The following is a 23,124-nucleotide window of genomic DNA, read 5'->3' as shown; positions in this document are numbered from 1 at the left end:
GCGGCGGATTACAGCCGGATGCCCCAGCCAAAGGGGTCGCTGTCTTCGATCAGCAGCGTGGCTTCGGCACTCACGTGGGCGCGGCCGCGCAGTGTAGGTATCACTTTTCCGTCGCCCTCCAGCGTATAGCTGGCCTCGAACTGGCTACCGATGATGCTGGCCTGACGCCAGGGGGCGCCCGGTGCCAGCTTGCCGTCGGCAGCCAGGCAGGCCACCTTGGCGCTGGTGCCCGTGCCACAGGGCGAGCGGTCATAGGCTTTGCCGGGACACAGCACATAGTTACGGCTGTCGGCCTGGTCATCGTCGGCAAACAGCTCGATGTGGTCAATCTCGCCGCCATTGTCGCCCCGAATGCCCTGGCCTTTGAGGGCTTGCTGCACGGCGCAGCTGTAGTCCATCAACGCCTCCAGGTTGTCGCTGGCTACACGCTGGCCGTGGTCAGAGATCAGGAAGAACCAGTTGCCGCCCCAGGCCACATCGCCCACCACGCGGCCATAGCCGGGCACGTCCACCGCCAGCTGATGGTGCAGGCGGTAGGCCGGCACGTTGCGCACGCTGACCGAACCATCGGTGTGCAGGGTGGTGGTGACGGTGCCCACCGGGGTTTCGATGCGGTGCTCGCCGGGCGTGATGCGGCCCAGGTAGGCCAGTGATGCCACCAGCCCGATGGTGCCGTGGCCACACATGCCCAGGTAGCCGCTGTTGTTAAAGAAGATCACGCCCGCTGCGCTGGCCGGGTCTTGCGGCGCACAGAGCAGGGCCCCCACCACCACATCACTGCCACGCGGCTCCAGCACGGTGGCGGCCCGCCAGGCATCGTGGCGCTCGGCCAGCAGCGCACGCCGCTCGGCCATGGTGCCGGTGCCCAGGTCTGGAAAACCGTCGATGACAAGCCGGGTCGGCTCGCCGCCCGTGTGGGAGTCGATCACGTGGATGCGTTGCATGATGCTCTGGTAGTGGTGGGGCAGGGGGCTCAGTGTCTCAGGCCACAGACTGGTATTTTGTAGGGCGCGTGGCCAGGGCCTTGCGCACCACGCTCTCCACAAACGCGCGTTCCTCGCCCACCAGTGGCAGGCGGGGGCGGCGCATGTGTTCGGTACCCACGCCCACCAGCGCGTCGATGAGCTTGAGGTTTTGCACCAGCTTGTTCGATACATCCAGGTGCAGCATGGGCGTCATCCACTGGTACAGCGGCAGCGCCTCGGCAAATTTGCCCGCCTTCATCAGGTCGTACAGCGCCACGGTTTCGCGCGGGAAGGCGCAGCCCACGCCGGCCAGCAGGCCGTCGCATCCCAGGGCCAGGCCTTCGTAAGCCAGGTCGTCCACGCCCAGGAAGAGCTGGTAGCGGTCGCCCACGGTATTGCGCAGGTCGGTGATGCGGCGGATGTCGCCCGTGCTTTCCTTGATGGCAGCGATCCACTCGCAGTCGGCCAGCTCGACCATGTGCTCGGGTTTCAGGTCCACACGGTAGGCCACGGGGTTGTTGTAGACCATCAAGGGGCGCTGGGCGGCGCCCGCCATGGCGCGCACGTTGGCCATGGCCTCGCGGGCGTCGGCCACGTAGATCACCGAGGGCATGACCATGTACCCGGCCACACCGAGCTTGTTGCCGCCATCGATGTAGCGCAGGGCGTCGCGGGTGCTGGTCTCGGACACATTGGCCAGCACGGGCACACGGCCGTCAGTGGCTTCCAGCGCGATCTTGGCGACCTGGAGCTTTTCTTCCAGGCTGAGCGTGCTGGCCTCGCCCAGCGAGCCGCAGGTGACGAGGCCATGAATGCCGTTACGGATCTGAAAGTCGATGTGGCGGGCCGTGCCCTCGGCGTCGATGGATTCGTCGGCGTGGAACTTGGTGGTGATGGCCGGAAAGATGCCTTGCCAGCGGGGTTGTGGGTTCACGGGGTGCTCCTTGGGTGCGTTGGTCGGTTGCTGTTGTTAATATATTAACAAGATATTTGAAGTCTGCAAGCGGATTTTCAGGATTCGCTCTGCCTGAAATGACACCGCTCCCGTGGCCTGTCTCCCTCCAGCCACGGACCCGCAGACCGCAAACCTATAATGAAAGGTTGGTCCCCATAGGGGCAGCGACAGGCCACGCAGGCGCGGGTCCTGCGGGCTGCCTGCTCCGTGCAACCACTCCATAACACCATGAGCACTCCCACTTTTTCTGTCGCTGACATCCGCAAGTCCTTCCTGGACTTCTTCGTCTCCAAGGGCCACACCGTGGTGCCGTCGAGCCCCCTGGTGCCCGGCAACGACCCCACGCTGATGTTCACCAACTCGGGCATGGTGCAGTTCAAGGACGTGTTCCTGGGCACCGACAAGCGCTCGTACAACCGTGCGGTGTCTGTGCAGGCCTGCCTGCGTGCGGGTGGCAAGCACAACGATCTGGAGAACGTGGGCTACACCGCACGCCACCACACTTTCTTTGAGATGCTGGGCAACTGGTCGTTTGGCGACTACTTCAAGCGCGAATCGCTGAAGTGGGCCTGGGAGCTTTTGACCGAGGTCTACAAGCTGCCACCCGAGCGCCTGCTGGCCACGGTGTACCAGGAAGACGACGAGGCCTATGACATCTGGACCAAGGAAATCGGCCTGCCGCCCGAGCGCGTGATCCGCATTGGCGATAACAAGGGCGGTCGCTACAAGTCCGACAACTTCTGGATGATGGCCGACACCGGCCCTTGCGGCCCTTGCTCTGAAATCTTCTACGACCATGGCCCCGAAATTCCTGGCGGCCCTCCAGGCAGTCCTGAAGAAGACGGCGACCGCTTCATCGAGATCTGGAACAACGTGTTCATGCAGTTCGACATGAAGGAAGACGGCTCTGTGGTGCCGCTGCCTGCGCCCTGCGTGGACACCGGCATGGGCCTGGAGCGCCTGGCTGCCATCTTGCAGCACGTGCACAGCAACTACGAAATCGACATCTTCGACCAGCTCATCAAGGCCGCAGGCCGTGAGACCGGCGTGACCGACCTGGACAACAAGAGCCTGCGCGTGATTGCCGACCACATCCGCGCCACCGCCTTTCTGGTGAGCGACGGCGTGATCCCCAGCAACGAGGGCCGAGGCTACGTGCAGCGCCGTATCGTGCGCCGCGCCATCCGCCATGGCTACAAGCTGGGCAAGAAGACCCCGTTCTTCCACAAGCTGGTGGCCGACCTGGTGCGCCTGATGGGCGATGCCTATCCCGCCATTCGCGAGCAAGAGCAGCGCATCACCGACGTGCTCAAGACCGAAGAAGAGCGCTTCTTCGAGACACTGGCCAACGGTATGGAAATTCTGGACGCGGCCCTGGACGGCGGTGCCAAGGTGCTGCCCGGCGAAGTGGCCTTCAAGCTGCACGACACCTATGGCTTCCCGCTCGATTTGACCAACGACGTGTGCCGCGAGCGCGACGTGGAAGTGGACGAGGCTGGCTTCAAGACCGCCATGGAAAAGCAGAAGGCCCAGGCCCGCGCTGCCGGCAAGTTCAAGATGGACAAGGCGCTGGACTATGCGGGTGACGCCAACCGCTTCACCGGCTACGAGCACCTGGCTGAAACTGCAAAAATCGTAGCACTCTACGTAGATGGGGTAAGCGTTGCAGCCCTGAAAGCCGGTCAAAACGGTGTGGTGGTGCTGGACACGACCCCGTTCTACGCCGAAAGCGGCGGCCAGGTGGGTGACGAAGGCGTCATCACCAGTGGCTCGGCCCGGTTTGCGGTGGGCGACACGCTCAAGATCAAGGCCGATGTGTTCGGCCACCACGGCACGCTGGAAGAAGGCACCCTGAACGTGGGCGACACCGTGCAGGCCCAGGTCAACACGGCCGTGCGTGCTGCCACCATGCGCAACCACTCGGTCACGCACATCATGCACAAGGCTCTGCGCGAAGTGCTGGGCAGCCATGTGCAGCAAAAGGGCAGCCTGGTGAATGCCGACCGCACCCGCTTTGACTTTGCCCACAACGCTCCCCTCACCGACGCCGAGATCCGCGAGATTGAACGCCGCGTGAACGAAGAAATTCTGGCCAACACCGCTACCGATGCGCGTGTGATGGACATCGAATCCGCCCAGAAGACCGGCGCCATGATGCTGTTTGGCGAAAAGTACGGCGAGACCGTGCGCGTGCTCGACATCGGTACCAGCCGCGAGCTGTGTGGCGGCACCCACGTGCAGCGCACGGGCGATATCGGCCTGTTCAAGGTGGTGGCCGAAGGCGGCGTGGCCGCTGGTGTGCGCCGTATTGAGGCCGTGACGGGTGCCAACGCGCTGGCCTACCTGCAAAGCCTGGAAGACACCGTGAACCAGGCTGCTGGCGCGCTCAAGTCCCCCGTGGCCGAGCTGAATGCCCGCATCGCGCAAGCGCTGGAAAACGCCCGCACGCTCGAAAAAGAAGTGGCAGCCCTCAAGGGCAAGCTGGCTTCTGCCCAGGGCGACGAGTTGCTGACCCAGGCTGTGGACGTGAAGGGCCTGAAGGTGCTGGCCGCGGCACTGCCTGGCGCTGACGCCAAGACCCTGCGCGACACCATGGACAAGCTCAAGGACAAGCTCAAGACCGCCGCCATCGTGCTGGCCGCGGTGGACGGTGACAAGGTGCAACTGGCTGCTGGGGTGACGGCTGACAGCGTGGGCAAGGTCAAGGCTGGTGAGCTGGTGAACTTTGTGGCCCAGCAAGTGGGCGGCAAGGGCGGCGGCAAGCCCGACATGGCCATGGCAGGCGGTACAGATGCCAGCAAGGTTCCTGCCGCGCTGGCATCGGTGCAAGCCTGGGTGGCAGAGCGCGTGTAACCACGGCGTTTGCCCCTGGCACGGCGCTGAGCGGTGTTCCTCAACAAAGCCGCTTCCCCGCACGGGCAAGCGGCTTTTTTGTTGATCTGCCTTGTGCCGGGTGTGGCTTGCGCTGCAGCTCGCCCTGGCAGGCCCGCGCTGCGGTTAAGCTCGGCAGCTCTATGAGCCAAATCACTTTTTCACCGCCTTTTGTTCGTCCTTCCCAGGTGTCTGAGCAACTGCGCAGTGCCGGTTACGCGGTGCTGGCCCCCGCCGATGTGGCCGCCTGGGCTGGATGCGACTTGCAAGCCTTGATGGCGCTGAATGCCGACTGGAGTGGCTTGCCGCCCGATGAATTCCTGAAAGACGGCGGGCGCTACCGGCGCAGGCGCCACTCGTGCTTTGTGGTGACGGGCGCGGAGGTGCAACAGGTGCCGCATCGACCCCACTGGCAGCCGGTGGAGTACAACGCCTTGCACGGCGGCATGCAGCGCTTGTTTGCCCCCATGCAGGATGCGACAGTGACAACCCCCGTGTGGAACCAGCTGCTGCGCTCTTTGGCGGGTGTGTCTGGTGAAGTCTTTGCCCATGCCGCAGGTGCTGAGCCCTGGTACCTGGAAGCGCACCAGTTCCGCATCGACACCAGGGACGGCATTGGCCGCCCGACGCCGGAAGGCGCGCACCGCGATGGTGTGGATCTGGTGGCTGTGTTCCTGGTGGGGCGCCACGCCGTCAAAGGCGGTGAAACCCGTGTTTTTGAGGCCGACGGCCCCAGCGGCGTGCGATTTACCCTGACCGAGCCCTGGTCCTTGCTGCTGCTGGATGACGCGCGCATGATCCACGAAACCACGCCAATCCAGCCTGTGGCCGAAGGTGGTTACCGCGACACACTGGTCGTCACCTGCCGGCGCGGCAACTTTCAGGGCGCTGATGTGCTGGGGGCGTGAGCCTCTGGTTTATAAACACCCGAGCCTGATCAGAACGCCACGCAATGAACCGCCCAGATTTGATGCGAATCAAGTCGCTGAAGGCGGTGCGGGGTCACACTCTGGCTTGTATTCGGGCCACCGCCTGATTTCCACTACCTAAGGAGCAACACCATGTTCAAGCACATTCTGGTTCCCATCGACGGTTCCGAAACCTCCATGCTCGCCGTATCCAAGGCGACTGCTCTGGCCAAGACTTTCGGCAGCGTCGTAACGGCACTGTACGTGGTGGACCCTTATCCCTTTACCGGCGTGGGCGCTGATTTTGCCTACGGCCAATCGCAGTACCTGAGCGCCGCTACGGCCGAAGCCAACACTGCCCTGGACGCAGCGCGCAAGGCCATGACCGAAGCGGGCGTTTCCGTGACCACCGTGGTGGGCGAAGGCCACGCAGTGCACGACGGCATCGTGCGCGCACTGGAAAGCACTGGCGCTGACCTGATCGTGATGGGCTCCCATGGCCGCCGTGGCCTCGAAAAGCTCGTGCTGGGCAGCGTCACACAACGCGTGCTGGGCCTGGTGCATGTGCCTGTGCTGGTGGTGCGCGACTGACCCGTCAAATCACTTCTTGCAGAGCATGCACCACCACGTGTGTAGCATGTGCTGAAAAACAAAATGGCTCCAGATTGGAGCCATTTTTCATTGGATATCTCGGACACTGCGCCGTCCGTAGAGCAAGCGCGTCCTCAACCAATGCACCCGTGGAACTGGCTCTGCCAGGCCACCGGGTGCGTCCCCCTTCAGGGGGAAGGCGCAAAGCGCCTCAGGGGGTTACTCAATCTTAGCGCCAGAGGCCTCGACGATGCCCTTCCACTGGGTGTATTCCTTCTTGAGCAAGGTGCCCAGCTGTGCGGGCGACATGGCTTCAGGCTCAGCGCCTTGGGCCTGGATGGCCGCCTTCATGTCGGCGGTGGCCAGCAGCTTGTTGATTTCTGCGTTGACGGTGGTGACTACCGCAGCAGGCGTGCCAGCGGGGGCAAACACACCGTACCAGGTGCTCACGTCAAAGTCCTTGAAGCCCGATTCGGCCACGGTGGGCACATCGGGCAGCGAAGAGCTGCGCTTGGCAGAGGTAACGGCCAGCGGACGCAGCTTGCCCGCCTTGATCTGACCCATCGCCGACGGCAGCGAAGACACGAGCAAGTCCACATTGCCTGCCAGCGCGTCCATCAGCGCAGGGTTGGAGCCCTTGTAGGGGATGTGGCTGAGCTTGACTCCGGCTGCCTGCTCAAAAAGGTGGCCCGCCAGATGGATGGAGGTGCCATTGCCTGGAGAGCCATAGGTGATGGTGCCGGGCGCGGCCTTGGCGCCGTTCACCACGTCGGCCAGCGTCTTGTACTTGCTGTTGACGCTGGTGGCGATCACCACGGGGGTGTAGGCCACGTGCGCCACGGGCGTCAGGTCTTTGGTGGGATCCCAGCTCAGGTTCTTGTACAGCCAGGGGCCGATGACGAGGTTGTCCTTCTGGCCCATCACCAGGTCGTAGCCTGTGGGGGCTGCCTTGACTGCTTCACCAATGCCGATGGTGCCGCCAGCGCCCGCCTTGTTGTCGGCCACCACGGTCCACTTGGCGCCTTCGGTGAGCTTGGTCGCCACCAGGCGCGAGAGGATGTCGGTGCCGCCGCCGGGAGGGAAGGGCACGATCAGGCGAATGGGCTTGGTGGGGTAGGCGGCCGCTGGAGCAGGGGCCTGGGCATACGCAGTGGCACCCAGTACGAGTGCGAGGGTGGAGAAGGAAAGCAGTTTGCGAATCATGGTCGGTGATGTCTCGGAAATTGTGGGGAAAGGCAGCTGCGCAAGGTGCTGCCTGGCGTGCTGGTACGGTGCCGGCACGGCGGTCGATGATCGCTGATCACCGGCCCGTGGGGCCTTGCCGATCCGGGATGGCAGCATCGCCACGGGCGATGCTGCCGCCGGGGCGATCAGAGGCGTTCAAAAATCGCCGCAATGCCTTGGCCGCCGCCAATGCACATGGTCACCAGCGCATAGCGGCCCTGGATGCGTTGCAGTTCATGGATGGCTTTGACAGTGATGAGCGCGCCCGTGGCACCGATGGGGTGGCCCAGCGAGATGCCCGAGCCGTTGGGGTTGACCTTGGCGGGGTCCAGGCCCAGGTCTTTGGTCACAGCGCAGGCCTGGGCGGCGAAGGCTTCGTTGGCTTCGATCACATCCAGGTCGTTGACGGTGAGGCCCGCCTTTTTCAATGCCAGCTGGGTGGCGGGCACGGGGCCGATGCCCATGTACTTGGGGTCCACGCCCGCGTGGGCGTAGGCCACCAGGCGGGCCAGGGGCTTCGCGCCACGGGCCTTGGCAGCGGCTGCGTCCATCAGCACCACCGCAGCGGCGGCGTCGTTGATGCCCGAGGCGTTGCCTGCCGTCACGGTGCCGTTTTCCTTCACGAACACGGGCTTGAGCTTGGCCATGTCGTCCATGGTGGCGCCGGGGCGGAAGTGCTCGTCGGTGGCGTATTGCACATCGCCCTTTTTGCTCTTCAGGGTGACGGGAACGATCTGGTCCTTGAATAGGCCCGCCTGCGTGGCGCGTTCGGCGCGGTTGTGGCTTTCCACGGCCAGGCGGTCCTGGTCTTCGCGGGTGATGCCCCACTTGGCGGCTATGTTCTCGGCCGTTACGCCCATGTGGATGGTGTGGAAGGGGTCGTGCAACGCGCCGATCATCATGTCCACCATCTTGGTGTCACCCATGCGGGCGCCCCAGCGCATGTTCAGGCTGGCGAAGGGCGCGCGGCTCATCACCTCGGCACCTGCGCCAATGGTCACATCGGCATCGCCCAGCTGAATGGCTTGCGCGGCCGACACGATGGCCTGCAGGCCCGAGCCGCACAGGCGGTTCACGTTGAACGCGGGCGTGCCTTCGGCGCAGCCGCCGTTGATGGCCGCCACGCGGGAGAGGTACATGTCCTTGGGCTCGGTGTTCACCACATGGCCGAACACCACGTGGCCCACATCCTTGCCTTCCACGCTGGCGCGTGCCAGCGATTCCTTGACGACCAGCGCGCCCAGTTCGGTGGGAGGCACATCCTTGAGGCTGCCGCCAAAGGTGCCAATGGCCGTGCGCACTGCGCTGACGACGACGACTTCACGGGTCATGGGAAAGTCCTTTCAGATCAACTTGGAATCAAATAGGCCGCCAGCGCTTGATGGATAAGCGCTAGCAGCTATGAAAAGATGAGCAAATCGTGCTCAGGCATCGCGCACATCGGCCACGGGGTTGGTGCCGAAGTCTGCGCGCTCCAGCCAGGCGAGCACGCGGGTAGCGGCGTCGGCAGGCGAGGTGAGCTGGCCACCCGTCTTGAGGTTGGCGAAATTCTGGCGGTCCGGGAAGGCGGCCGGGTCGGCGCCGCGCAGCTGGACCTGCATGTCGGTGTCTATCACACCGGGAGCCAGTGAGCATACCTTGGCCCCATGGGGCTTGATGGCTTCGTCCAGCGCCACGCAGCGCGTGAAATGGTCCATGCCCGCCTTGGCAGCGCAGTAGGCGGCCTGCGAGGCCATGGCCCGGCGGCCGAGGCCTGAGGAAATGTTGAGCACCTTGCGGGGCACAGTCCAGCTTTCGGTGGCCGCCAAAAATGCGGCGGTCAGCAGCATCGGCGCCTCCAGCCCCACGCGCAGCGCGTTGGCCAGGTCGGCCGCGTCGCTGGCAGACAGCGGCGCAATGCGCGGGATCACGCCAGCGTTGTTGATCAGTGTGGCGCTGGCAAACGCTTGCGGGCCCTGGGCATTCAGCCACGCCTGCAGCTGGTGCGCCGCCTGCTCGCCTTGTGACAGGTCTTGCTGCCATTGCTCCAGCGTGACGCCAGCGGCCTTGGCTTCCAGCGCCAGGTCGGGGTTGGCACTGCGGGCAATGCAGATCAGGGTGTTGCCACTTTTGAGCAGCTGCTGGGCCATGGCCAGGCCCATGCCGCGCGAGGCGCCGGTGAGGATGGTGAGGTGGTTTTGAGGCATCCCACCATGTTACTGCGCTGGGCGCAGGATCACTGCTCCTCTGGGGACTCCAGCGCCGCCAGCAGCAGCGCCAGCCTGTGGTCCAGCGCCGCCAGATCGGCCGCCTTCAGGGCCGAAAGAATGCGGTGTTCGTTGGCCACGTGGGTTTCCACCGCACGGTCGATCAGCGCCAGCCTTGGGAGCGTGAGTTGCACCAGTGAGCTGCCGGGAACGGCCGGGTTGTGTAATGGCGCCCGCCAAGGCTGGTTGTTATGGTGTCGCGGCATTGCACGGTTGCCGTCGGTGGCGGTGTCATCGCTGGGTTTGCTCAGCCCCGTCACGGCCGTGTTGCTGGGTTGGGTGCTGCTGGGGCAGGCCATGACGCGTGCAGCGCTGCCAGCGGTGCGCTGAATGCACGGCTTTGAATGCTATTAAAAGTATAGCTGGTAGCGCTTGCTGGTTGTGCGCTAACGGCCGATTTTCTTAAAAATCAGCGGCCCACTTCAGCGCCACCGCATCCCCCGTGCTGGGGTGCGCAAAGGCCAGGTGACTGGCGTGCAGCAGCAGCCGGGGGGCAAGGGTCTGCACCTCTGCGGGTGCATACAGCGCATCCCCCAGGATGGGGTGGCCGATGGCTGCCATGTGCACGCGCAGCTGGTGTGTGCGGCCGGTGACGGGTTCCAGTTCGATGCGTGAGGTGCCAGTGGCCGCGTGGTGGCCCAGCAGGCGCCAGCGGGTCAGGCTGGGCTTGCCGTGTGCGGGGTCGATGACGCGCAGAGGGCGCCTTTCCCAGTCGGCAGCGATGGGTAGATTGATCTCGTTCCATGCGCCTTCCTGCGCCGCCAGCAGGCCCCACACCACCGCCTGGTAGCGCTTGTGCACTTGCCGCTCGGCAAAGGCATGGCTCAGGCGGCGCTGGGCGTCGATGTGCCTTGCCATCAGCACCAGGCCTGAGGTGGCCTGGTCCAGCCGGTGCACGATGAGTGCGCCCGGCCAGTGTTGCTGGGCGCGTGCGCTCAGGCAGTCTTGCTTGTCGGGGCCGCGCCCGGGCACGCACAGCAAGCCTGCGGGCTTTTGCAGCACCAGCAGGTCGGCGTCTTCATGCACCGCCTGCACATCAGCCTGCAACGTCATCCCCGGCAATCAGTCGCTGCACGGTGGCGCACAGCTCTTCCACATCGTTGGGCTTGTGAATCAGCGCGCGTGCGCCTTCGGCGATGGCGGCCTGTTCAATTTCGGCAGTGACGTAGCCAGAGGCCAGGGCTACCGGCAGATCGGGGCGGATCAGGCGCGCCTCGCGCACCAGATCCACGCCACAAAAACCGGGCATGTTGTAGTCGGTCACCAGCAGGTCGTAGTGGTGCGGTGCTTCGCGCAGCGCGGCCGTGGCCTCATGGGGGTCGGTGAAACCGCTCACGTCGTAGCCCCGGCGGCGCAACAGGCGCTGCACCAGGAAGACCAGCGCCTGGTCGTCATCCACGTACATGACGTGCGGCTTTTGGCGGGCTGCGGTGGGCGCGGCTGCAGGTGCCTGGGCAGGTGCGGCGGGCAGGGCGGCAACCGCCGTGCTGCTGGCGGTGGCTTGAGCGGTAGCGACCGGAAAGTACAGCGTGAACCGGCTGCCTTGCCCCGGCACACTTTGCACATCAATGCCGCCTTCGTGGGTGCGCATCACCCCATGCACCACGGCCAGGCCCAGGCCTGTGCCCTGGCCCACAGGCTTGGTGGTGAAAAAGGGCTCGAAGATGCGTTCCAAGGTTGCCGCGTCCATGCCTGGGCCGCTGTCGTGCACCGTCAGGGCCACATAGTCGCCGGGGGTCAGGCCCAGGCGTTCGCTGAGGCGCTGGTCGGGGTGCACCAGCGCGGCTTCCACCAGAATGCTGCCGCGTTCACTGCCCTGGCCTTGAATGGCATGGACGGCGTTGGTGCACAGGTTCAGCACCGCCTGCTCCACCTGCGTGGCATCGGCCAGCACCGGTGGCAGGCCCGGCTGCAGTTGCATGTGCAGCTCAATGGCGGGGGGCAGGGTCACGCGCAGCAGGCGCTCGGTGTCGTGCACCACTTCGGCCAGCGACACGGCGGTGCGCTGCGGTGGCTCGTTGCGGCTGAAGGTAAGGATCTGCCGCACCAGGTCGCGCGCGCGGCGGCCGGCCTTGTCGATTTCAAGCAGGCTCTCCAGCACGGGCGAGCCGGGGGCGCAGTCGGCCTTGGCCAGTTCCACGTTGCCGAGGATGGCGCCCAGGATGTTGTTGAAGTCGTGCGCAATGCCGCCCGCCATGGTGCCCACGGCCTGCATCTTGTGCGATTCGCGCAGCTGCGCTTCCAGCTCACTGCGGTGCGCTTCGGCTTTCTTGCGGCCGGTGAGGTCGCGGGCGAATACGGTGGTGGTTTCGCCTTCGGCATGGCGCTCGAACGACACGCTCACCTCCACCGCCAGCTCTTTGGCGCTGGCGGTCAGAGCCGTCATTTCGCCCAACATGGCCTGGGTGGTGAGCTGCGCAAACGCCAGCGCCTGCCCCGCTGCTGGCAAAAAACGCTCCAGCGGGCTGCCCAGCGCGTCTTGCGCGCTGCACTGGAACAGCGCCGCCGCCGTGGGGTTGAACACGGTGATGAGGCCGTTCTGGTCCACGCAGATGATGGCGTCGAGCGCGGAGTTGATGACGGCTTCCAGCCGCTTTTCACTGGCGTGTAGCTGCTCGTTGCGCTGTTGCAGTGCCTGCGCGCTTTGCTGCAGCGCGTGGCGCTCGGCCAGCAGGGGGCCCTGGTCGATCACCGCACACAAAAACTGCAGCTGCATCGGGCCGTCGCCCTGGTGGTCTTCAATGCGGGCGATGTGCAGGTCGCCGGTGATGCGGGTGTGTGGCGCGATGGTGAACACCACCTCGGTCACCTCGCTGTGCCCCTGGGCGCGCGCCTGCGCAAACGCCTCCTGCACGCGGGGGGCGTCGGTGTCTGACACGAACGGCATCAGCGCAGTGAGGGGGCGGTCGCGCTCGGTGGGCTGAAACGAGCGGTGCGCCATCGAATTGGCCTGCACCACCATGTCGTATTCGTCCACCACCATCAGCGCCAGCGGCACGCTGGCAAACAGGGTTTCAAACCGCTCAGACGCGCTCTCCGCCACCGTCTGGCTGTAGCGCAGCACCTTGTTCTGGCTTTCCAGCTCGGCCTGGTAGGCGCGCAGCTCGGCAATCAGCGCTGCCACCGAGCCCTTGGGGCGGTCGGCCCGGCGGCGCTCCACCGGCACGGGTGAATCGCCACTGCCTGGCTCAGCGTTCATCAAAAAGGAGAGGTCCGGTTGGCTCATGAATGCGTGGCGCGACAAATTGCTGCGATGGGCGCGGGGCTTGATGGGGCAGTGTGCGGCTTAGAACAGATTCTTAGAGAATGCGAGCCGATACAGCCTGCGCAGCGCCATACCGGTGCGACGCCATTTCACTGCCTCTGTACCCTGAACAATGCCAGTGTAAGTGCATCGTGCCACCAGCCCAGGTGGGGTCATCAACGGCCAGCCGGTAGTGAGCACAAGGTTGGCGCCGCTCGTGAGGTGTGAGCAAGGAGTGCCAAGACCGAAGCATGCGCCTTGCCGTCAAAAAATCACCCCATTGTTGACCGTTTGGGAACAATCAATTTCCCAACGCCCGCTTTTTGCCGTGGGGCATCAAATCTACATTTGCCAATGTGCGTGGTAGTCCTGCTGCCGCGCAATTCTTGATCCTCATCCAACGAAAGCCGCATTTCCATGACCACCACCCATTCCGTTGCCGACAACGCCCTCATCGACAAGCTGCAATGGCGCTACGCCACCAAGAAGATGAACCCCGCCAAGGTGGTGCCTCAAGACAAGGTGGACCGCATTGTCGAAGCCGCGCGCCTGGCGCCCACATCCAGCGGCCTGCAGCCGTTTGAGGTGTTTGTGGTGACCGATGCCGCTGTGCGCGAACGCATCAAGCCCATCGCCTGGAACCAGGGCCAGATCACCGATGGCTCCCACCTGCTGGTGTTTGCTGCGTGGGACGACTACACACCCGAGCGCATCAACGCCATGTTTGACTACACCAACGAGGTGCGTGGCTTCAAGAACGAAGGCTGGGAAAACTACCGCAACATGCTGCTGAGCACCTACCCCCAGCGCGGCGCCGAAGTGAACCACCAGCATGCAGCCCGCCAAGCCTATATCGGTATGAGCGCCTCCATCATTGCTGCCGCCTTTGAAGAAGTGGACAGCACCCCCATGGAAGGCTTCGACCCCGCCGCCCTCGACGAAATCCTGGGCCTGCGCGCCAAGGGCCTGCGCAGCGTGGCCATCCTGCCGCTGGGCTACCGTGCGGATGAAGGCGATTGGCTGGTGAACCTGAAAAAGGTACGCCGCCCCCGTGAGCAGTTTGTGACCAACGTGTAAGGCACACCGCCTGCAAGGCATAACAAAAAGCCTCCCGACCAAAAGACGGGAGGCTTTTTGCTTGGCGGCGCCAGCTGCCCATTTACTGCGGCTGGTGCTTCAATTCCAGCACGTAGGGGCGACCAATATCCGTGCGGGCTGGACCTACCAAGGCCTTGCAAAGTGCATCCGGCCATGTGGGCGAAGTCAACTGCCGCTCAGCGCCTCACAGAAATCAACTCGACCTCAAAGTTCAAAGTGGTGTTTGGCGGAATCACCCCGCCCGCGCCACGCTCGCCATAGGCAATGCTGGCAGGGCAGGTCAGCTTGGCCTTGCCGCCCGGCTTCATGCGCTGCACACCTTCCGTCCAGCAAGGAATGACGCGGTTCAGCGGAAACTCGGTGGGCTCGCCACGCTTGTAAGAGCTGTCGAATTCCTTGCCGTCCAGGAACATGCCCTTGTAATGCACCTTCACGGTGTCAGTGGCCTTGGGCGACTCGCCCGCGCCGTCCTTGATCGACTCATACACCAGGCCACTGGCGGTGGTGACAGGCTTGGCTTGTGCCATGGCGGCGGGGGCGATGGCCAGCGAAGTGAGCAGGGCAAAAAGAACGCGCATGAAGAAAGCTCCGAAAAAAACAAAGGCCGATGGTAGGGCCTTGGGTGTGACGTGAGGGAGGCAAGGCGATGCGGATTGAGGCGCTATCTGCCTGCAGGGGTGGGCAGCCGGTAGTGCAGAGGGGGCGCAACGCTTTAAAAGTAATAGCTGCCAGCGCTTTCTGTGAAAGCGCTAGAGGCGAAACAGACCGCAAACCCAATCGAAGCTCGGAGAAATGGCAATCTCAGCGCCCACCGGCGCACGAGAAGGGAAATGCTTTTTAGATAGACATGGGCTGACCAAAGCGGGGCTTTTCGCAGGACTAATGGACAAGGTAAGCGGCCCGCAGAATGCGGGCCCGCTTGAGCGCAGAGTTAGACCCGAAGGCCAAAAGGAAGCGCCCAGCCTTGGAGAAGGGGGCGGCCCATGAAAAAGCGCTGCGCCACGGAAGCGGCGCAGCGCTGCAAGAATGATAGCTGGTAGCGCTTGCGATACAAGCGCTAGAGGCCAAAAGGGCTTGGAACCAGCGCAGCGAATGCAGGCGAAGCCCAGCACGGTGCCAAAAACCCAAAGGAGAAACCTCTGAGAAAGGCGAAGCGCTGGAATAAATGCTGGCCTGCATAAAGCGGAGTATGAAGGGACTAACGGCCAAGGTAAGCGGCTGGCTGAAAGCCAGTCCGCTTGAGCGCAGAGTTAGACCCGAAGGCCAAAAGGGGGCGCCCAGCCTTGAAGACGTGCGCGGCCCACGAAAAACCGCTGGGCCACGAAAGCGGCGCAGCGCTGCAAGAAGGATAGCTGGTGGCGCTTGCTGCACAAGCGCTGGAAGCCCAAAAGGCTAGAAAGCCTTTGGAACAGGGCCGAGCGCTGAAATAAGTGGCTGCGCGCATAGAGCGGGTGATGGGACTAACGCCCGCGGTAAGCTGCGCCGGAGCGAAGCGGAGGGTACCAACAGGCGGAGCCTGTTGGCGTCAGCTTGACCAAACAGTTAGGCTGGGGAGCGGAGGCAGCTTGTTGCACTTGATATCCCCTATGTTTTTGCTGATAGCGGTTCATAACCAGCATCCAAAGGCGCAACCACTGAAATGAACCGAAGTGGGCCAACGCTGGTGCAAAGAACACCGTGCACCTGCCCTTTGTTTGCAACTACGATATCCCCCGGAACAATTGCAACGGTGTTGCCTTGCTCGTCAATTTGATATTGACCTTCCCCTGAAAGGATGGTCCATGTATCTTGTCCGTCGGGGTGAATATGTGGCGCAATAGTTTGGCCGGGCTCCACATGCCAAGCCACGATAACTGAATGCGAAGATTCAACAACAACAGACCGTATTGGTTCTTTCTCGGCTGGCTGCATGAATTCATGGGACTTATACACGCGGTGAGTGCTCATTTTTTGCTCCGTAAATGCAAGCCTTTGGGCAGCAAGATTCGCGCCGCCCAAAAGTCTAACGCACAAGGTAAGCCGCCCGCCGTAGGCGGGTCGGCTTGAGTGAATGGTTAGATATATTTAAGACTGATCATTTCCGCAGCACCCACACCCACAGGTACACCAGTCATTATCACGACAACCACGGCAGCAATCACAGCCACAACCATCTTTTGGCTTTTGATATGGCAAATAGTCTCTATCCTTTTGTATATTTTGATTTTCTAAAAGAGAAGAAAACATAAGACTCCTTGATTCCATCTTAAATAAAGGCTAGAAGCTAGATGGCGTCACCTCTAACGGCCAAGGTAAGCGGCTGGCTGAAAGCCAGTCCGCTTGAGCGCAGAGTTAGACCCGAAGGCCAAAAGGGGGCGCCCAGCCTTGAAGACGTGCGCGGCCCATGAAAAAGCGCTGGGCCACGGAAGCGGCGCAGCGCTGCAAGAATGATAGCTAGCAGCGCTTGCTACACAAGCGCCAGAGGCCCAAAAGGCCTGAAACCGACCAAGCGAACGCAGGCGAAGCCCGGCAAAGCGCCAAAAACCCAAAGGAGAAACCTTGGATAAAGGCGAAGCGCTGGAATGAATGTAGGCCTGCATAAAGAGGAATATGAGAGGACTAACGGCCAAGGTAAGCGGCCCGCAGAATGCGGGTCCGCTTGACCGCAGAGTTAGACCCGAAGGCCAAAAGGGAACGCCCTGCCTTGAAGAAGGGCGCAGCCCACGAAAAAGCGCTGGGCCACGGAAGCGGCGCAGCGCTGCAAGAAGGATAGCTGGTGGCGCTTGACTGGCAAGCGCTGGCGGCCAAAAAGGCTTGGAAAGCCTTTGAGACATGCGAAGCGCTGGAATAAATAGCGGCCTGCATAAAGCGGGAATATGAAGGGACTAACGGCCAAGGTAAGCGGCCCGCAGAATGCGGGTCCGCTTGACCGCAGAGTTAGACCCGAAGGCCAACAGGGAGCGCCCGGACTTGAAGACGGGCGCAGCCCAGGAAAAAGCGCTGGGCCACGGAAGCGGCGCAGCGCTGCAAGAATGATAGCTCGTGGCGCTTGCTGCACAAGCGCTGGAGGCCAAAAAGGGTTGAAACTTGCGCAGTGCAGACAGGCGAAGCCCGGCGCAGCGCCAAAACCCCAAAGGAGAAACCTTTGAGATTGGCGAAGCGCTGGAATAAATGCTGGCCTGCATAAAGCGGAATATGAAGGGACTAACAGCCAAGGTAAGCGGCCCGCAGAATGCGGGTCCGCTTGACCGCAAGGTTAGACCCGAAGGCCAAAAGGGAGCGCCCTGCCTTAAAGAAGGGCGCAGCCCAGGAAAAAGCGCTGGGCCACGGAAGCGGCGCAGCGCTGCAAGAATGATAGCTGGTAGCGCTTACTGCACAAGCGCTGGAGGCCCAAAAGGCTTGAAACTTGCGCAGTGCAGACAGGCGAAGCCCGGCGCAGCGCCAAAACCCCAAAGGAGAAACCTTTGAGATTGGCGAAGCGCTGGAATAAATGCTGGCCTGCATAAAGCGGAATATGAAGGGACTAACGGCCAAGGTAAGCGGCTGGCTGAAAGCCAGTCCGCTTGAGCGCAGAGTTAGACCCGAAGGCCAAAAGGGGGCGCCCAGCCTTGAAGACGTGCGCGGCCCATGAAAAAGCGCTGGGCCACGGAAGCGGCGCAGCGCTGCAAGAATGATAGCTAGCAGCGCTTGCTACACAAGCGCCAGAGGCCCAAAAGGCCTGAAACCGACCAAGCGAACGCAGGCGAAGCCCGGCAAAGCGCCAAAAACCCAAAGGAGAAACCTTGGAGAAAGGCGAAGCGCTGGAGTTAATGGCGGCCTGCATGACGCGGAATATGAAGGGACTAACGCCCTGAGTTCAGCCGCCGCCGTAGGCGGTCGGCTGCGACGAACAGTTAGACCCGAAGGCCAAAAAGGGGCGCCCAGCCTTGAAGACGGACGCGGCCCAGGAAAAAGCGCTGCGCCACGGAAGCGGCGCAGCGCTGCAAAAATGATAGCTGGTGGCGCTTGCTGCAAAAGCGCTAGAGGCCAAAAAGGCTTGAAACTTGCGAAGCGAATGCAGGCGAAGCCCGGTGCAGCGCCAAAACCCAAAAGAAGAAACCTTTGGGAAAGGCGAAACGCTTGAGTTAATGGCGACCTGCATAAAGCGGGATTTCAAAGGGACTAACGGCCAAAGTAAGCGGCTGGCCGTAGGCCAGTCCGCTTGACTGCAGAGTTAGACCCGAAGGCCAAAAGGGAGCGCCCAGCCTTGACGACGTGCGCAGCCCAAGAAAAACCGCTGGGCCACGGAAGCGGCGCAGCGCTGCAAGAATGATAGCTAGCAGCGCTTGCTACACAAGCGCCAGAGGCCCAAAAGGCCTGAAACCGACCAAGCGAACGCAGGCGAAGCCCGGCAAAGCGCCAAAAACCCAAAGGAGAAACCTTGGATAAAGGCGAAGCGCTGGAATGAATGTAGGCCTGCATAAAGAGAAATATGAGAGGACTAACGGCCAAGGTAAGCGGCTGGCTGAAAGCCAGTCCGCTTGAGCGCAGAGTTAGACCCGAAGGCCAAAAGGGAGCGCCCAGCGTTGAAGACGTGCGCGGCCCATGAAAAAGCGCTGGGCCACGGAAGCGGCGCAGCGCTGCAAGAATGATAGCTAGCAGCGCTTGCTACACAAGCGCCAGAGGCCCAAAAGGCCTGAAACCGACCAAGCGAACGCAGGCGAAGCCCGGCAAAGCGCCAAAAACCCAAAGGAGAAACCTTGGATAAAGGCGAAGCGCTGGAATGAATGTAGGCCTGCATAAAGAGGAATATGAGAGGACTAACTAGAATTAGACGACGGCCATTGTAAGCAAGTTGGTCTGCCAAAACAAGATGTATCCATTGGTACATAGGGATAGTACCCAGGTGATGCCGTTTAGGCAAACCTAAAATTTTCCGGATGACATCGTCTTCCGATCGTGCGGCAACCACCCCATCTGCCTTGCCCGGGCCCGCCCCAGCGCCCAAACTTTTGGATCGTTTGCGTGATCATCTGCGCACGCGCCATTACAGCATTCGCACCGAGACGGCTTATGTGGATTGGGCGCGGCGCTTTATTCTGTTTCACGGAAAGCGCCATCCGCAAGAGATGGGTGCGGCGGAGGTAGAAGCATTTTTGACACATTTGGCGGTGCAGCGCCAGGTATCTGCATCAACCCAGAACCAGGCCAAGGCGGCGATTTTGTATTTGTACAAGCAGGTGCTGGGTGTGGATTTGCCCTGGCTGGAAGATGTGGTGCAGGCCAAAACGCCCAGACGCCTGCCGGTGGTATTGACGGCCACCGAGGTGCGTACGTTGTTGTTGCACATGCAGGGCACGACCGGGCTGATTGCGCAGTTGCTGTATGGCACGGGTATGCGGTTGCTGGAGGCGCTGCGCCTGCGGGTGAAGGATGTGGAGTTTGCGCGGCGCGAGATACTGATTCGCGAGGGCAAGGGCAACAAGGACCGCATCACGGTGCTGCCTGAAAACCTGATCGCGGATTTGCAGGCTCAGTTGCAGCGTGCACGGGCGTTGCATGAAAAAGACCTGCAGGCGGGGCTGGGGCGGGTGTATTTGCCCCATGCGCTGGCGGTGAAGTACCCGGACGCCGACCGCAGCTGGGCGTGGCAGTACGTGTTTCCTTCGCCGGTGCGGGCGATGGATCCGCGCCCCGATGCGCGTACGGGCCAGCCGATGGAGCGGCGCCACCATGTGTACCCTGAATCGGTGCAGCGGGCGTTTCGGGAGGCTGCGCGGGCTGCGCAGATCGCCAAGCCGGTGAGTCCGCATGTGCTGCGCCACTCGTTTGCCACGCATCTGCTGCAAGCGGGCTACGACATTCGAACGGTGCAAGAGTTGCTCGGCCATGCGGATGTGAGCACCACCATGATTTACACGCATGTGCTGAGCAAGGGAGGGCGCGGAGTGCTCAGCCCCCTAGATGCGCTCTAAAGCACAAAGGCCCGTCACCGGGCCTTTGTTTTTATGGGCAACGCCATTGCAGCGCTGCATCAGCGGGCTTTACGCCAATTCGCTCACCGGCAAGCAGCTGCAGAACAGGTTGCGGTCGCCGTAGACGTTGTCCACCCGGCCCACGGGCGACCAGTATTTGGACTGGCGCAGGGCGGCCACAGGGTAGGCGGCGGCTTCGCGGGTGTAGGGGCGGTTCCACTCAGTGCCCAGCAGGCTCTCAGCCGTGTGGGGCGCGTTCTTGAGCGGGTTGTTGTCCTGCGGCAGCTTGCCCGCTTCGATCTGGCGGATTTCCTCGCGGATGGAGATCATCGCGTCGATGAAGCGGTCCAGCTCAAACAGGGTTTCGCTCTCGGTGGGCTCCACCATCAGCGTGTTGGGCACAGGGAAGCTCAGCGTGGGGGCGTGGAAGCCGTAGTCGATCAGGCGCTTGGCCACGTCTTCGGCCATCACGCCGCTGGTGTCCTTGAGGCCGCGCAGGTCCAGAATGCACTCGTGGGCCACGTGGCCGCTTTTTCCATCCTTGCCTTCGCTGGCGTACAGCGTGGGGTAGTGGTCCTTGAGGCGGGCGCTGATGTAGTTGGCGCTGAGGATGGCGGTTTCGGTCGCGGCCTTCAGGCCTTCGGCGCCCATCATGCGGATGTACATCCAGCTGATGGGCAGCACGGCGGCGTTGCCCAGGGGCGCGGCGCTGACGGCACCCACGCCGCCCTTCACGCCGCCGGTGTCATGGCCGGGCAGGAAGGGCACCAGGTCTTCCACCACGCAGACGGGGCCGACGCCGGGGCCGCCACCGCCGTGGGGAATGCAGAAGGTCTTGTGCAGGTTCAGGTGGCTGACGTCGCCCCCAAACTCGCCGGGGGCGGCCACGCCGACCAGGGCGTTCATGTTGGCGCCGTCCACGTACACGCGGCCGCCGTGGCTGTGCACCAGGGCGCAGAGTTCCTTTACGCTGGTTTCAAACACGCCGTGCGTGCTGGGGTAGGTGATCATCACGGCGGCCAGATTGGCGCTGTGCTGTTCGCACTTGGCCTTCAGGTCGGCCATGTCCACGTTACCGTTGTCGTCGCACTTGGTCACCACCACCTGCATGCCCACCATCTGGGCGCTGGCGGGGTTGGTGCCGTGGGCGCTGCTGGGGATGAGGCAGATGTTGCGGTGGCCTTCACCCCGCGATTCGTGGTAGCCCTTGATGGCCAGCAGGCCGGCGTATTCGCCTTGAGAGCCCGCATTGGGCTGCAGGCTGATGCCTGCGTAGCCGGTGGCCTGGCACAGCCAGGCGCGCAGCAGCTCGTCCAGTTCCTTGTAGCCTTGCTGCTGGTCAGCGGGGGCGAAGGGGTGCACGTTGGCAAACTCGGGCCACGTGATGGGGATCATCTCGCTGGTGGCGTTGAGCTTCATGGTGCACGAGCCCAGCGGGATCATGCTGCGGTCCAGCGCCAGGTCTTTGTCAGACAGCGCGCGGATGTAGCGCAACATGCCGGTTTCGGAGTGGTGGGTGTTGAACACCGGGTGTGTGAGGTAGCTGCTGGTGCGGCGCAGGGCGGCGGGGATCAGCGACTCCACGCCGTTTTCAAAGGCGTCGAAGGTGGGGAGCTGCTGGCCGTCTTTGGCGAACACCTTCCACAGCAGCTCGATGTCGGCGCGTGTCGTGGTCTCGTCCAGCGAGATGCACAGGTATTCTTCAAAGTAAATTCGCAGGTTAGCGCCCATGGATACAGCGCGGGCAGCTATTGTTTTGGTAGCGGCGCCGGTGTGCAGGCTCAGCGTGTCGAAGCTGGCTTGTTCACGCACGGGGGCGCCCAGTTGCTTCAGGCCTTGCGCCAGGATGGCGGTGTAGCTGGCCACGCGCTGGGCAATGCGCTTGAGGCCTTCTGGGCCGTGGTACACGGCGTACATGCTGGCGATGACGGCGGGCAGCACCTGCGCAGTGCAGATGTTGGAGGTAGCCTTTTCGCGGCGGATGTGCTGTTCGCGCGTTTGCAGCGCCAGGCGGTAAGCGGGCTTGCCATGCACGTCCACGCTCACACCCACGAGGCGGCCGGGCATCGAGCGCTTGAATTCGTCGCGGCAGGCCATGTAGGCGGCGTGGGGGCCACCGGCGCCCATGGGCATGCCAAAGCGCTGGGTGGTGCCGACCACGATGTCGGCGCCTTGTTCGCCGGGGGGCGTGATCAGCGTCAGGGCCAGCAGGTCGGCAGCCACGATGAAGGCGGCTTGCTTGGCGTGCGCCTTTTCCACATCAGCGCGCAGGTCGTCGATGCGGCCGCTGGTGGCGGGGTATTGGGCCAGCGCGGCGAAGTAGTCGCCATCCAGCAGGGTGTTCCACTCTTCGGCCGAGTTGGCCAGTCGCACTTCCAGGCCCAGGGGCTTGGCGCGGGTCTGGATCACTTCAATGGTTTGCGGATGCGCGTCGCCTGCCACCACGAACACGTTGCTCTTGCTTTTGACCGAGCGCTTGGCCAGCGTCATCGCCTCGGCGGCCGCAGTGGCTTCGTCGAGCATGGATGCGTTGGCAATGGGCATGCCCGTCAGGTCACACACCATGGTCTGGAAGTTGACCAGGGCTTCCATCCGGCCTTGGGAGATTTCAGCCTGGTAGGGCGTGTAGGCGGTGTACCAGGCGGGGTTTTCCAGAATGTTGCGCAGGATGACGCCCGGCGTGTGCGTGCCGTAGTAGCCCTGGCCGATAAAACTCTTGAGCAGCTGGTTCTTGCCCGCGATGGCCTTGAGCTCGGCCAGCGCTGCCGCCTCGGTGGTGGCCGGGGGCAGGTCCATGGCCTGCGTGCGCGCGATGGAGCGCGGCACGATGGAGTCGATGAGCGCGCGGCGCGAGGCCTCGCCAATCACAGACAGCATGTGGGCTTCATCCGCTGCGTCGATGCCGATGTGGCGGGGCAGGAATTCGGCGGCGTTCTCAAGCGCAGACAGGGGCAGGGCGGGCGCGTTCATGGTGCGGGCAGGGGTGGGCAGGTGAAAGAAAAGCCGCCGCGCTGTGCGGCTCCTGTTTCAGAGGTTTTTGGCTCTGAAGGCTTCAGGAATAAGCGCTGGCAGCTATGTTTTTTATAGTG

General features: G+C 62.9%; 27 protein-coding genes and 1 pseudogene. 6 read left to right on the top strand and 22 right to left on the bottom strand.

Annotation, left to right across the window (positions count from 1 at the left end):
- Window positions 1–8: 8 nt before the first annotated feature.
- Both BDD18_RS16285 and BDD18_RS16280 read right to left on the bottom strand, forming a co-directional pair.
- Window positions 9–944, bottom strand: coding sequence for a 4-hydroxyproline epimerase (locus tag BDD18_RS16285; RefSeq protein WP_066696037.1), 936 nt, complete (start codon window positions 942–944; stop codon window positions 9–11).
- 37 nt (window positions 945–981) lie between these two features.
- A complete protein-coding gene (locus BDD18_RS16280; protein WP_066696039.1) occupies window positions 982–1,899 on the bottom strand; it encodes a dihydrodipicolinate synthase family protein in 918 nt (305 codons plus the stop codon).
- A gap of 249 nt (window positions 1,900–2,148) precedes the next feature.
- Between BDD18_RS16280 and alaS the strand changes: the two genes are divergently transcribed.
- The 3 genes from alaS to BDD18_RS16265 all read left to right on the top strand — a co-directional run bounded on the left by alaS (window position 2,149) and on the right by BDD18_RS16265 (window position 6,290).
- Window positions 2,149–4,773 (top strand): alanine--tRNA ligase, encoded by a 2,625-nt coding sequence (gene alaS / locus BDD18_RS16275; RefSeq protein WP_066696041.1) that lies wholly within the window; start codon window positions 2,149–2,151, stop codon window positions 4,771–4,773.
- A gap of 161 nt (window positions 4,774–4,934) precedes the next feature.
- Window positions 4,935–5,699: a 2OG-Fe dioxygenase family protein gene (locus BDD18_RS16270; RefSeq protein WP_066696081.1), complete on the top strand. Its 765-nt coding sequence runs from the start codon at window positions 4,935–4,937 to the stop codon at window positions 5,697–5,699.
- A gap of 153 nt (window positions 5,700–5,852) precedes the next feature.
- Window positions 5,853–6,290, top strand: a complete 438-nt coding sequence (locus tag BDD18_RS16265; protein WP_066696042.1) for a universal stress protein — start codon at window positions 5,853–5,855, stop codon at window positions 6,288–6,290.
- Window positions 6,291–6,509: 219 nt separating this feature from the next.
- Here the strand turns inward: BDD18_RS16265 and BDD18_RS16260 are convergent, their stop codons facing one another.
- The 4 genes from BDD18_RS16260 to BDD18_RS16245 form a co-directional block, all read right to left on the bottom strand.
- Window positions 6,510–7,493, bottom strand: coding sequence for a Bug family tripartite tricarboxylate transporter substrate binding protein (locus BDD18_RS16260; protein ID WP_142084448.1), 984 nt, complete (start codon window positions 7,491–7,493; stop codon window positions 6,510–6,512).
- Window positions 7,494–7,660: 167 nt separating this feature from the next.
- Window positions 7,661–8,845 carry a beta-ketothiolase BktB gene (gene bktB, locus BDD18_RS16255; protein WP_142084445.1) on the bottom strand — a complete coding sequence of 395 codons (1,185 nt, stop codon included), beginning with the start codon at window positions 8,843–8,845 and terminating at the stop codon, window positions 7,661–7,663.
- Window positions 8,846–8,938: 93 nt separating this feature from the next.
- Entirely contained in the window at window positions 8,939–9,700 is a 762-nt protein-coding gene (locus tag BDD18_RS16250; RefSeq protein ID WP_044398478.1) for an SDR family NAD(P)-dependent oxidoreductase, read from the bottom strand.
- A 29-nt stretch (window positions 9,701–9,729) separates the two neighbouring features.
- Window positions 9,730–9,894, bottom strand: coding sequence for a hypothetical protein (locus BDD18_RS16245; RefSeq protein ID WP_233100148.1), 165 nt, complete (start codon window positions 9,892–9,894; stop codon window positions 9,730–9,732).
- Between the two features lie 55 nt (window positions 9,895–9,949).
- Between BDD18_RS16245 and BDD18_RS22565 the strand changes: the two are divergent.
- A pseudogene (locus BDD18_RS22565) lies at window positions 9,950–10,090 on the top strand (EamA family transporter); the annotation flags it as partial.
- Window positions 10,091–10,162: 72 nt separating this feature from the next.
- On the opposite strand, the gene BDD18_RS16235 reads toward BDD18_RS22565, so the two are convergent.
- Together BDD18_RS16235 and BDD18_RS16230 are read right to left on the bottom strand one after the other, a co-directional pair.
- Window positions 10,163–10,813, bottom strand: a complete 651-nt coding sequence (locus BDD18_RS16235) for an RluA family pseudouridine synthase (protein WP_142084443.1) — start codon at window positions 10,811–10,813, stop codon at window positions 10,163–10,165.
- The gene (locus BDD18_RS16230; protein ID WP_142084440.1) at window positions 10,797–12,986 is read right to left on the bottom strand and encodes a PAS domain-containing hybrid sensor histidine kinase/response regulator; all 2,190 of its coding nucleotides are present in this window, start codon (window positions 12,984–12,986) and stop codon (window positions 10,797–10,799) included. The genes BDD18_RS16235 and BDD18_RS16230 overlap by 17 nt, the downstream gene beginning before the upstream one ends.
- Window positions 12,987–13,421: 435 nt before the next feature.
- On the opposite strand from BDD18_RS16230, the gene BDD18_RS16225 reads away from it, so the two are divergent.
- The gene (locus BDD18_RS16225) at window positions 13,422–14,081 is read left to right on the top strand and encodes an NAD(P)H-dependent oxidoreductase (protein ID WP_142084438.1); all 660 of its coding nucleotides are present in this window, start codon (window positions 13,422–13,424) and stop codon (window positions 14,079–14,081) included.
- 197 nt (window positions 14,082–14,278) lie between these two features.
- On the opposite strand, the gene BDD18_RS16220 is transcribed toward BDD18_RS16225, so the two are convergent.
- From BDD18_RS16220 to BDD18_RS16165, 13 genes are all read right to left on the bottom strand, one after another.
- Entirely contained in the window at window positions 14,279–14,680 is a 402-nt protein-coding gene (locus BDD18_RS16220) for an FKBP-type peptidyl-prolyl cis-trans isomerase (protein WP_066696896.1), read from the bottom strand.
- 301 nt (window positions 14,681–14,981) lie between these two features.
- Entirely contained in the window at window positions 14,982–15,281 is a 300-nt protein-coding gene (locus BDD18_RS16215; protein WP_142084436.1) for a DUF1010 domain-containing protein, read from the bottom strand.
- Window positions 15,282–15,300: 19 nt separating this feature from the next.
- Window positions 15,301–15,546: a DUF1010 domain-containing protein gene (locus tag BDD18_RS16210; protein ID WP_142084434.1), complete on the bottom strand. Its 246-nt coding sequence runs from the start codon at window positions 15,544–15,546 to the stop codon at window positions 15,301–15,303.
- A 140-nt stretch (window positions 15,547–15,686) separates the two neighbouring features.
- On the bottom strand, window positions 15,687–16,049 hold the full coding sequence (locus BDD18_RS16205; protein WP_013722854.1) for a cupin domain-containing protein: 363 nt from the start codon (window positions 16,047–16,049) through the stop codon (window positions 15,687–15,689).
- A gap of 55 nt (window positions 16,050–16,104) precedes the next feature.
- Window positions 16,105–16,164: a DUF1010 domain-containing protein gene (locus tag BDD18_RS22965; RefSeq protein WP_420837335.1), complete on the bottom strand. Its 60-nt coding sequence runs from the start codon at window positions 16,162–16,164 to the stop codon at window positions 16,105–16,107.
- A gap of 217 nt (window positions 16,165–16,381) precedes the next feature.
- On the bottom strand, window positions 16,382–16,681 hold the full coding sequence (locus BDD18_RS16200; RefSeq protein WP_111867328.1) for a DUF1010 domain-containing protein: 300 nt from the start codon (window positions 16,679–16,681) through the stop codon (window positions 16,382–16,384).
- Between the two features lie 19 nt (window positions 16,682–16,700).
- Entirely contained in the window at window positions 16,701–16,946 is a 246-nt protein-coding gene (locus tag BDD18_RS16195; protein WP_142084432.1) for a DUF1010 domain-containing protein, read from the bottom strand.
- Between the two features lie 20 nt (window positions 16,947–16,966).
- On the bottom strand, window positions 16,967–17,266 hold the full coding sequence (locus BDD18_RS16190; RefSeq protein WP_142084430.1) for a DUF1010 domain-containing protein: 300 nt from the start codon (window positions 17,264–17,266) through the stop codon (window positions 16,967–16,969).
- Between the two features lie 19 nt (window positions 17,267–17,285).
- Window positions 17,286–17,585 (bottom strand): DUF1010 domain-containing protein, encoded by a 300-nt coding sequence (locus BDD18_RS16185; protein WP_142084428.1) that lies wholly within the window; start codon window positions 17,583–17,585, stop codon window positions 17,286–17,288.
- Between the two features lie 19 nt (window positions 17,586–17,604).
- Window positions 17,605–17,904, bottom strand: a complete 300-nt coding sequence (locus BDD18_RS16180) for a DUF1010 domain-containing protein (RefSeq protein WP_142084426.1) — start codon at window positions 17,902–17,904, stop codon at window positions 17,605–17,607.
- A gap of 33 nt (window positions 17,905–17,937) precedes the next feature.
- Window positions 17,938–18,222: a DUF1010 domain-containing protein gene (locus tag BDD18_RS16175; RefSeq protein ID WP_142084424.1), complete on the bottom strand. Its 285-nt coding sequence runs from the start codon at window positions 18,220–18,222 to the stop codon at window positions 17,938–17,940.
- A gap of 20 nt (window positions 18,223–18,242) precedes the next feature.
- Window positions 18,243–18,542 (bottom strand): DUF1010 domain-containing protein, encoded by a 300-nt coding sequence (locus tag BDD18_RS16170; RefSeq protein ID WP_142084422.1) that lies wholly within the window; start codon window positions 18,540–18,542, stop codon window positions 18,243–18,245.
- A 19-nt stretch (window positions 18,543–18,561) separates the two neighbouring features.
- The gene (locus tag BDD18_RS16165; protein ID WP_142085023.1) at window positions 18,562–18,861 is read right to left on the bottom strand and encodes a DUF1010 domain-containing protein; all 300 of its coding nucleotides are present in this window, start codon (window positions 18,859–18,861) and stop codon (window positions 18,562–18,564) included.
- 139 nt (window positions 18,862–19,000) lie between these two features.
- Between BDD18_RS16165 and BDD18_RS16160 the strand changes: the two genes are divergently transcribed.
- Window positions 19,001–20,035: an integron integrase gene (locus BDD18_RS16160; RefSeq protein ID WP_142084420.1), complete on the top strand. Its 1,035-nt coding sequence runs from the start codon at window positions 19,001–19,003 to the stop codon at window positions 20,033–20,035.
- A gap of 69 nt (window positions 20,036–20,104) precedes the next feature.
- Here BDD18_RS16160 and gcvP read toward each other — a convergent pair whose 3' ends face one another.
- Entirely contained in the window at window positions 20,105–23,005 is a 2,901-nt protein-coding gene (gcvP, locus tag BDD18_RS16155) for an aminomethyl-transferring glycine dehydrogenase (protein ID WP_142084418.1), read from the bottom strand.
- Between the last annotated feature and the right edge of the window lie 119 nt (window positions 23,006–23,124).

Origin of the sequence: Acidovorax temperans, assembly GCF_006716905.1 — a bacterium.
GTDB lineage: Bacteria > Pseudomonadota > Gammaproteobacteria > Burkholderiales > Burkholderiaceae_C > Acidovorax > Acidovorax temperans.
Note: the sequence above shows the minus strand (reverse complement) of the source record. Positions and strands in the feature narration are given on the sequence as shown.

Bases quoted from the DNA above. Each gene is read 5' to 3' on its own strand.
- BDD18_RS16270 (WP_066696081.1), top strand. From the start codon at position 4,935: ATGAGCCAAATCACTTTTTCACCGCCTTTTGTTCGTCCTTCCCAGGTG.
- BDD18_RS16160 (WP_142084420.1), top strand. From the start codon at position 19,001: ATGACATCGTCTTCCGATCGTGCGGCAACCACCCCATCTGCCTTGCCC.
- gcvP (WP_142084418.1), bottom strand. From the start codon at position 23,005: ATGAACGCGCCCGCCCTGCCCCTGTCTGCGCTTGAGAACGCCGCCGAA.
- BDD18_RS16265 (WP_066696042.1), top strand. From the start codon at position 5,853: ATGTTCAAGCACATTCTGGTTCCCATCGACGGTTCCGAAACCTCCATG.
- bktB (WP_142084445.1), bottom strand. From the start codon at position 8,845: ATGACCCGTGAAGTCGTCGTCGTCAGCGCAGTGCGCACGGCCATTGGC.
- alaS (WP_066696041.1), top strand. From the start codon at position 2,149: ATGAGCACTCCCACTTTTTCTGTCGCTGACATCCGCAAGTCCTTCCTG.
- BDD18_RS16215 (WP_142084436.1), bottom strand. From the start codon at position 15,281: ATGCAGGCCAGCATTTATTCCAGCGCTTCGCCTTTCTCAGAGGTTTCT.
- BDD18_RS16175 (WP_142084424.1), bottom strand. From the start codon at position 18,222: ATGCAGGTCGCCATTAACTCAAGCGTTTCGCCTTTCCCAAAGGTTTCT.
- BDD18_RS16285 (WP_066696037.1), bottom strand. From the start codon at position 944: ATGCAACGCATCCACGTGATCGACTCCCACACGGGCGGCGAGCCGACC.
- BDD18_RS16230 (WP_142084440.1), bottom strand. From the start codon at position 12,986: ATGAGCCAACCGGACCTCTCCTTTTTGATGAACGCTGAGCCAGGCAGT.
- BDD18_RS16225 (WP_142084438.1), top strand. From the start codon at position 13,422: ATGACCACCACCCATTCCGTTGCCGACAACGCCCTCATCGACAAGCTG.
- BDD18_RS16235 (WP_142084443.1), bottom strand. From the start codon at position 10,813: ATGACGTTGCAGGCTGATGTGCAGGCGGTGCATGAAGACGCCGACCTG.
- BDD18_RS16195 (WP_142084432.1), bottom strand. From the start codon at position 16,946: ATGCAGGCCGCTATTTATTCCAGCGCTTCGCATGTCTCAAAGGCTTTC.
- BDD18_RS16180 (WP_142084426.1), bottom strand. From the start codon at position 17,904: ATGCAGGCCGCCATTAACTCCAGCGCTTCGCCTTTCTCCAAGGTTTCT.
- BDD18_RS16190 (WP_142084430.1), bottom strand. From the start codon at position 17,266: ATGCAGGCCAGCATTTATTCCAGCGCTTCGCCAATCTCAAAGGTTTCT.
- BDD18_RS16170 (WP_142084422.1), bottom strand. From the start codon at position 18,542: ATGCAGGCCTACATTCATTCCAGCGCTTCGCCTTTATCCAAGGTTTCT.
- BDD18_RS16250 (WP_044398478.1), bottom strand. From the start codon at position 9,700: ATGCCTCAAAACCACCTCACCATCCTCACCGGCGCCTCGCGCGGCATG.
- BDD18_RS16185 (WP_142084428.1), bottom strand. From the start codon at position 17,585: ATGCAGGCCAGCATTTATTCCAGCGCTTCGCCAATCTCAAAGGTTTCT.
- BDD18_RS16165 (WP_142085023.1), bottom strand. From the start codon at position 18,861: ATGCAGGCCTACATTCATTCCAGCGCTTCGCCTTTATCCAAGGTTTCT.
- BDD18_RS16260 (WP_142084448.1), bottom strand. From the start codon at position 7,493: ATGATTCGCAAACTGCTTTCCTTCTCCACCCTCGCACTCGTACTGGGT.
- BDD18_RS16220 (WP_066696896.1), bottom strand. From the start codon at position 14,680: ATGCGCGTTCTTTTTGCCCTGCTCACTTCGCTGGCCATCGCCCCCGCC.
- BDD18_RS16200 (WP_111867328.1), bottom strand. From the start codon at position 16,681: ATGCAGGCCTACATTCATTCCAGCGCTTCGCCTTTATCCAAGGTTTCT.
- BDD18_RS16210 (WP_142084434.1), bottom strand. From the start codon at position 15,546: ATGCGCGCAGCCACTTATTTCAGCGCTCGGCCCTGTTCCAAAGGCTTT.
- BDD18_RS16205 (WP_013722854.1), bottom strand. From the start codon at position 16,049: ATGAGCACTCACCGCGTGTATAAGTCCCATGAATTCATGCAGCCAGCC.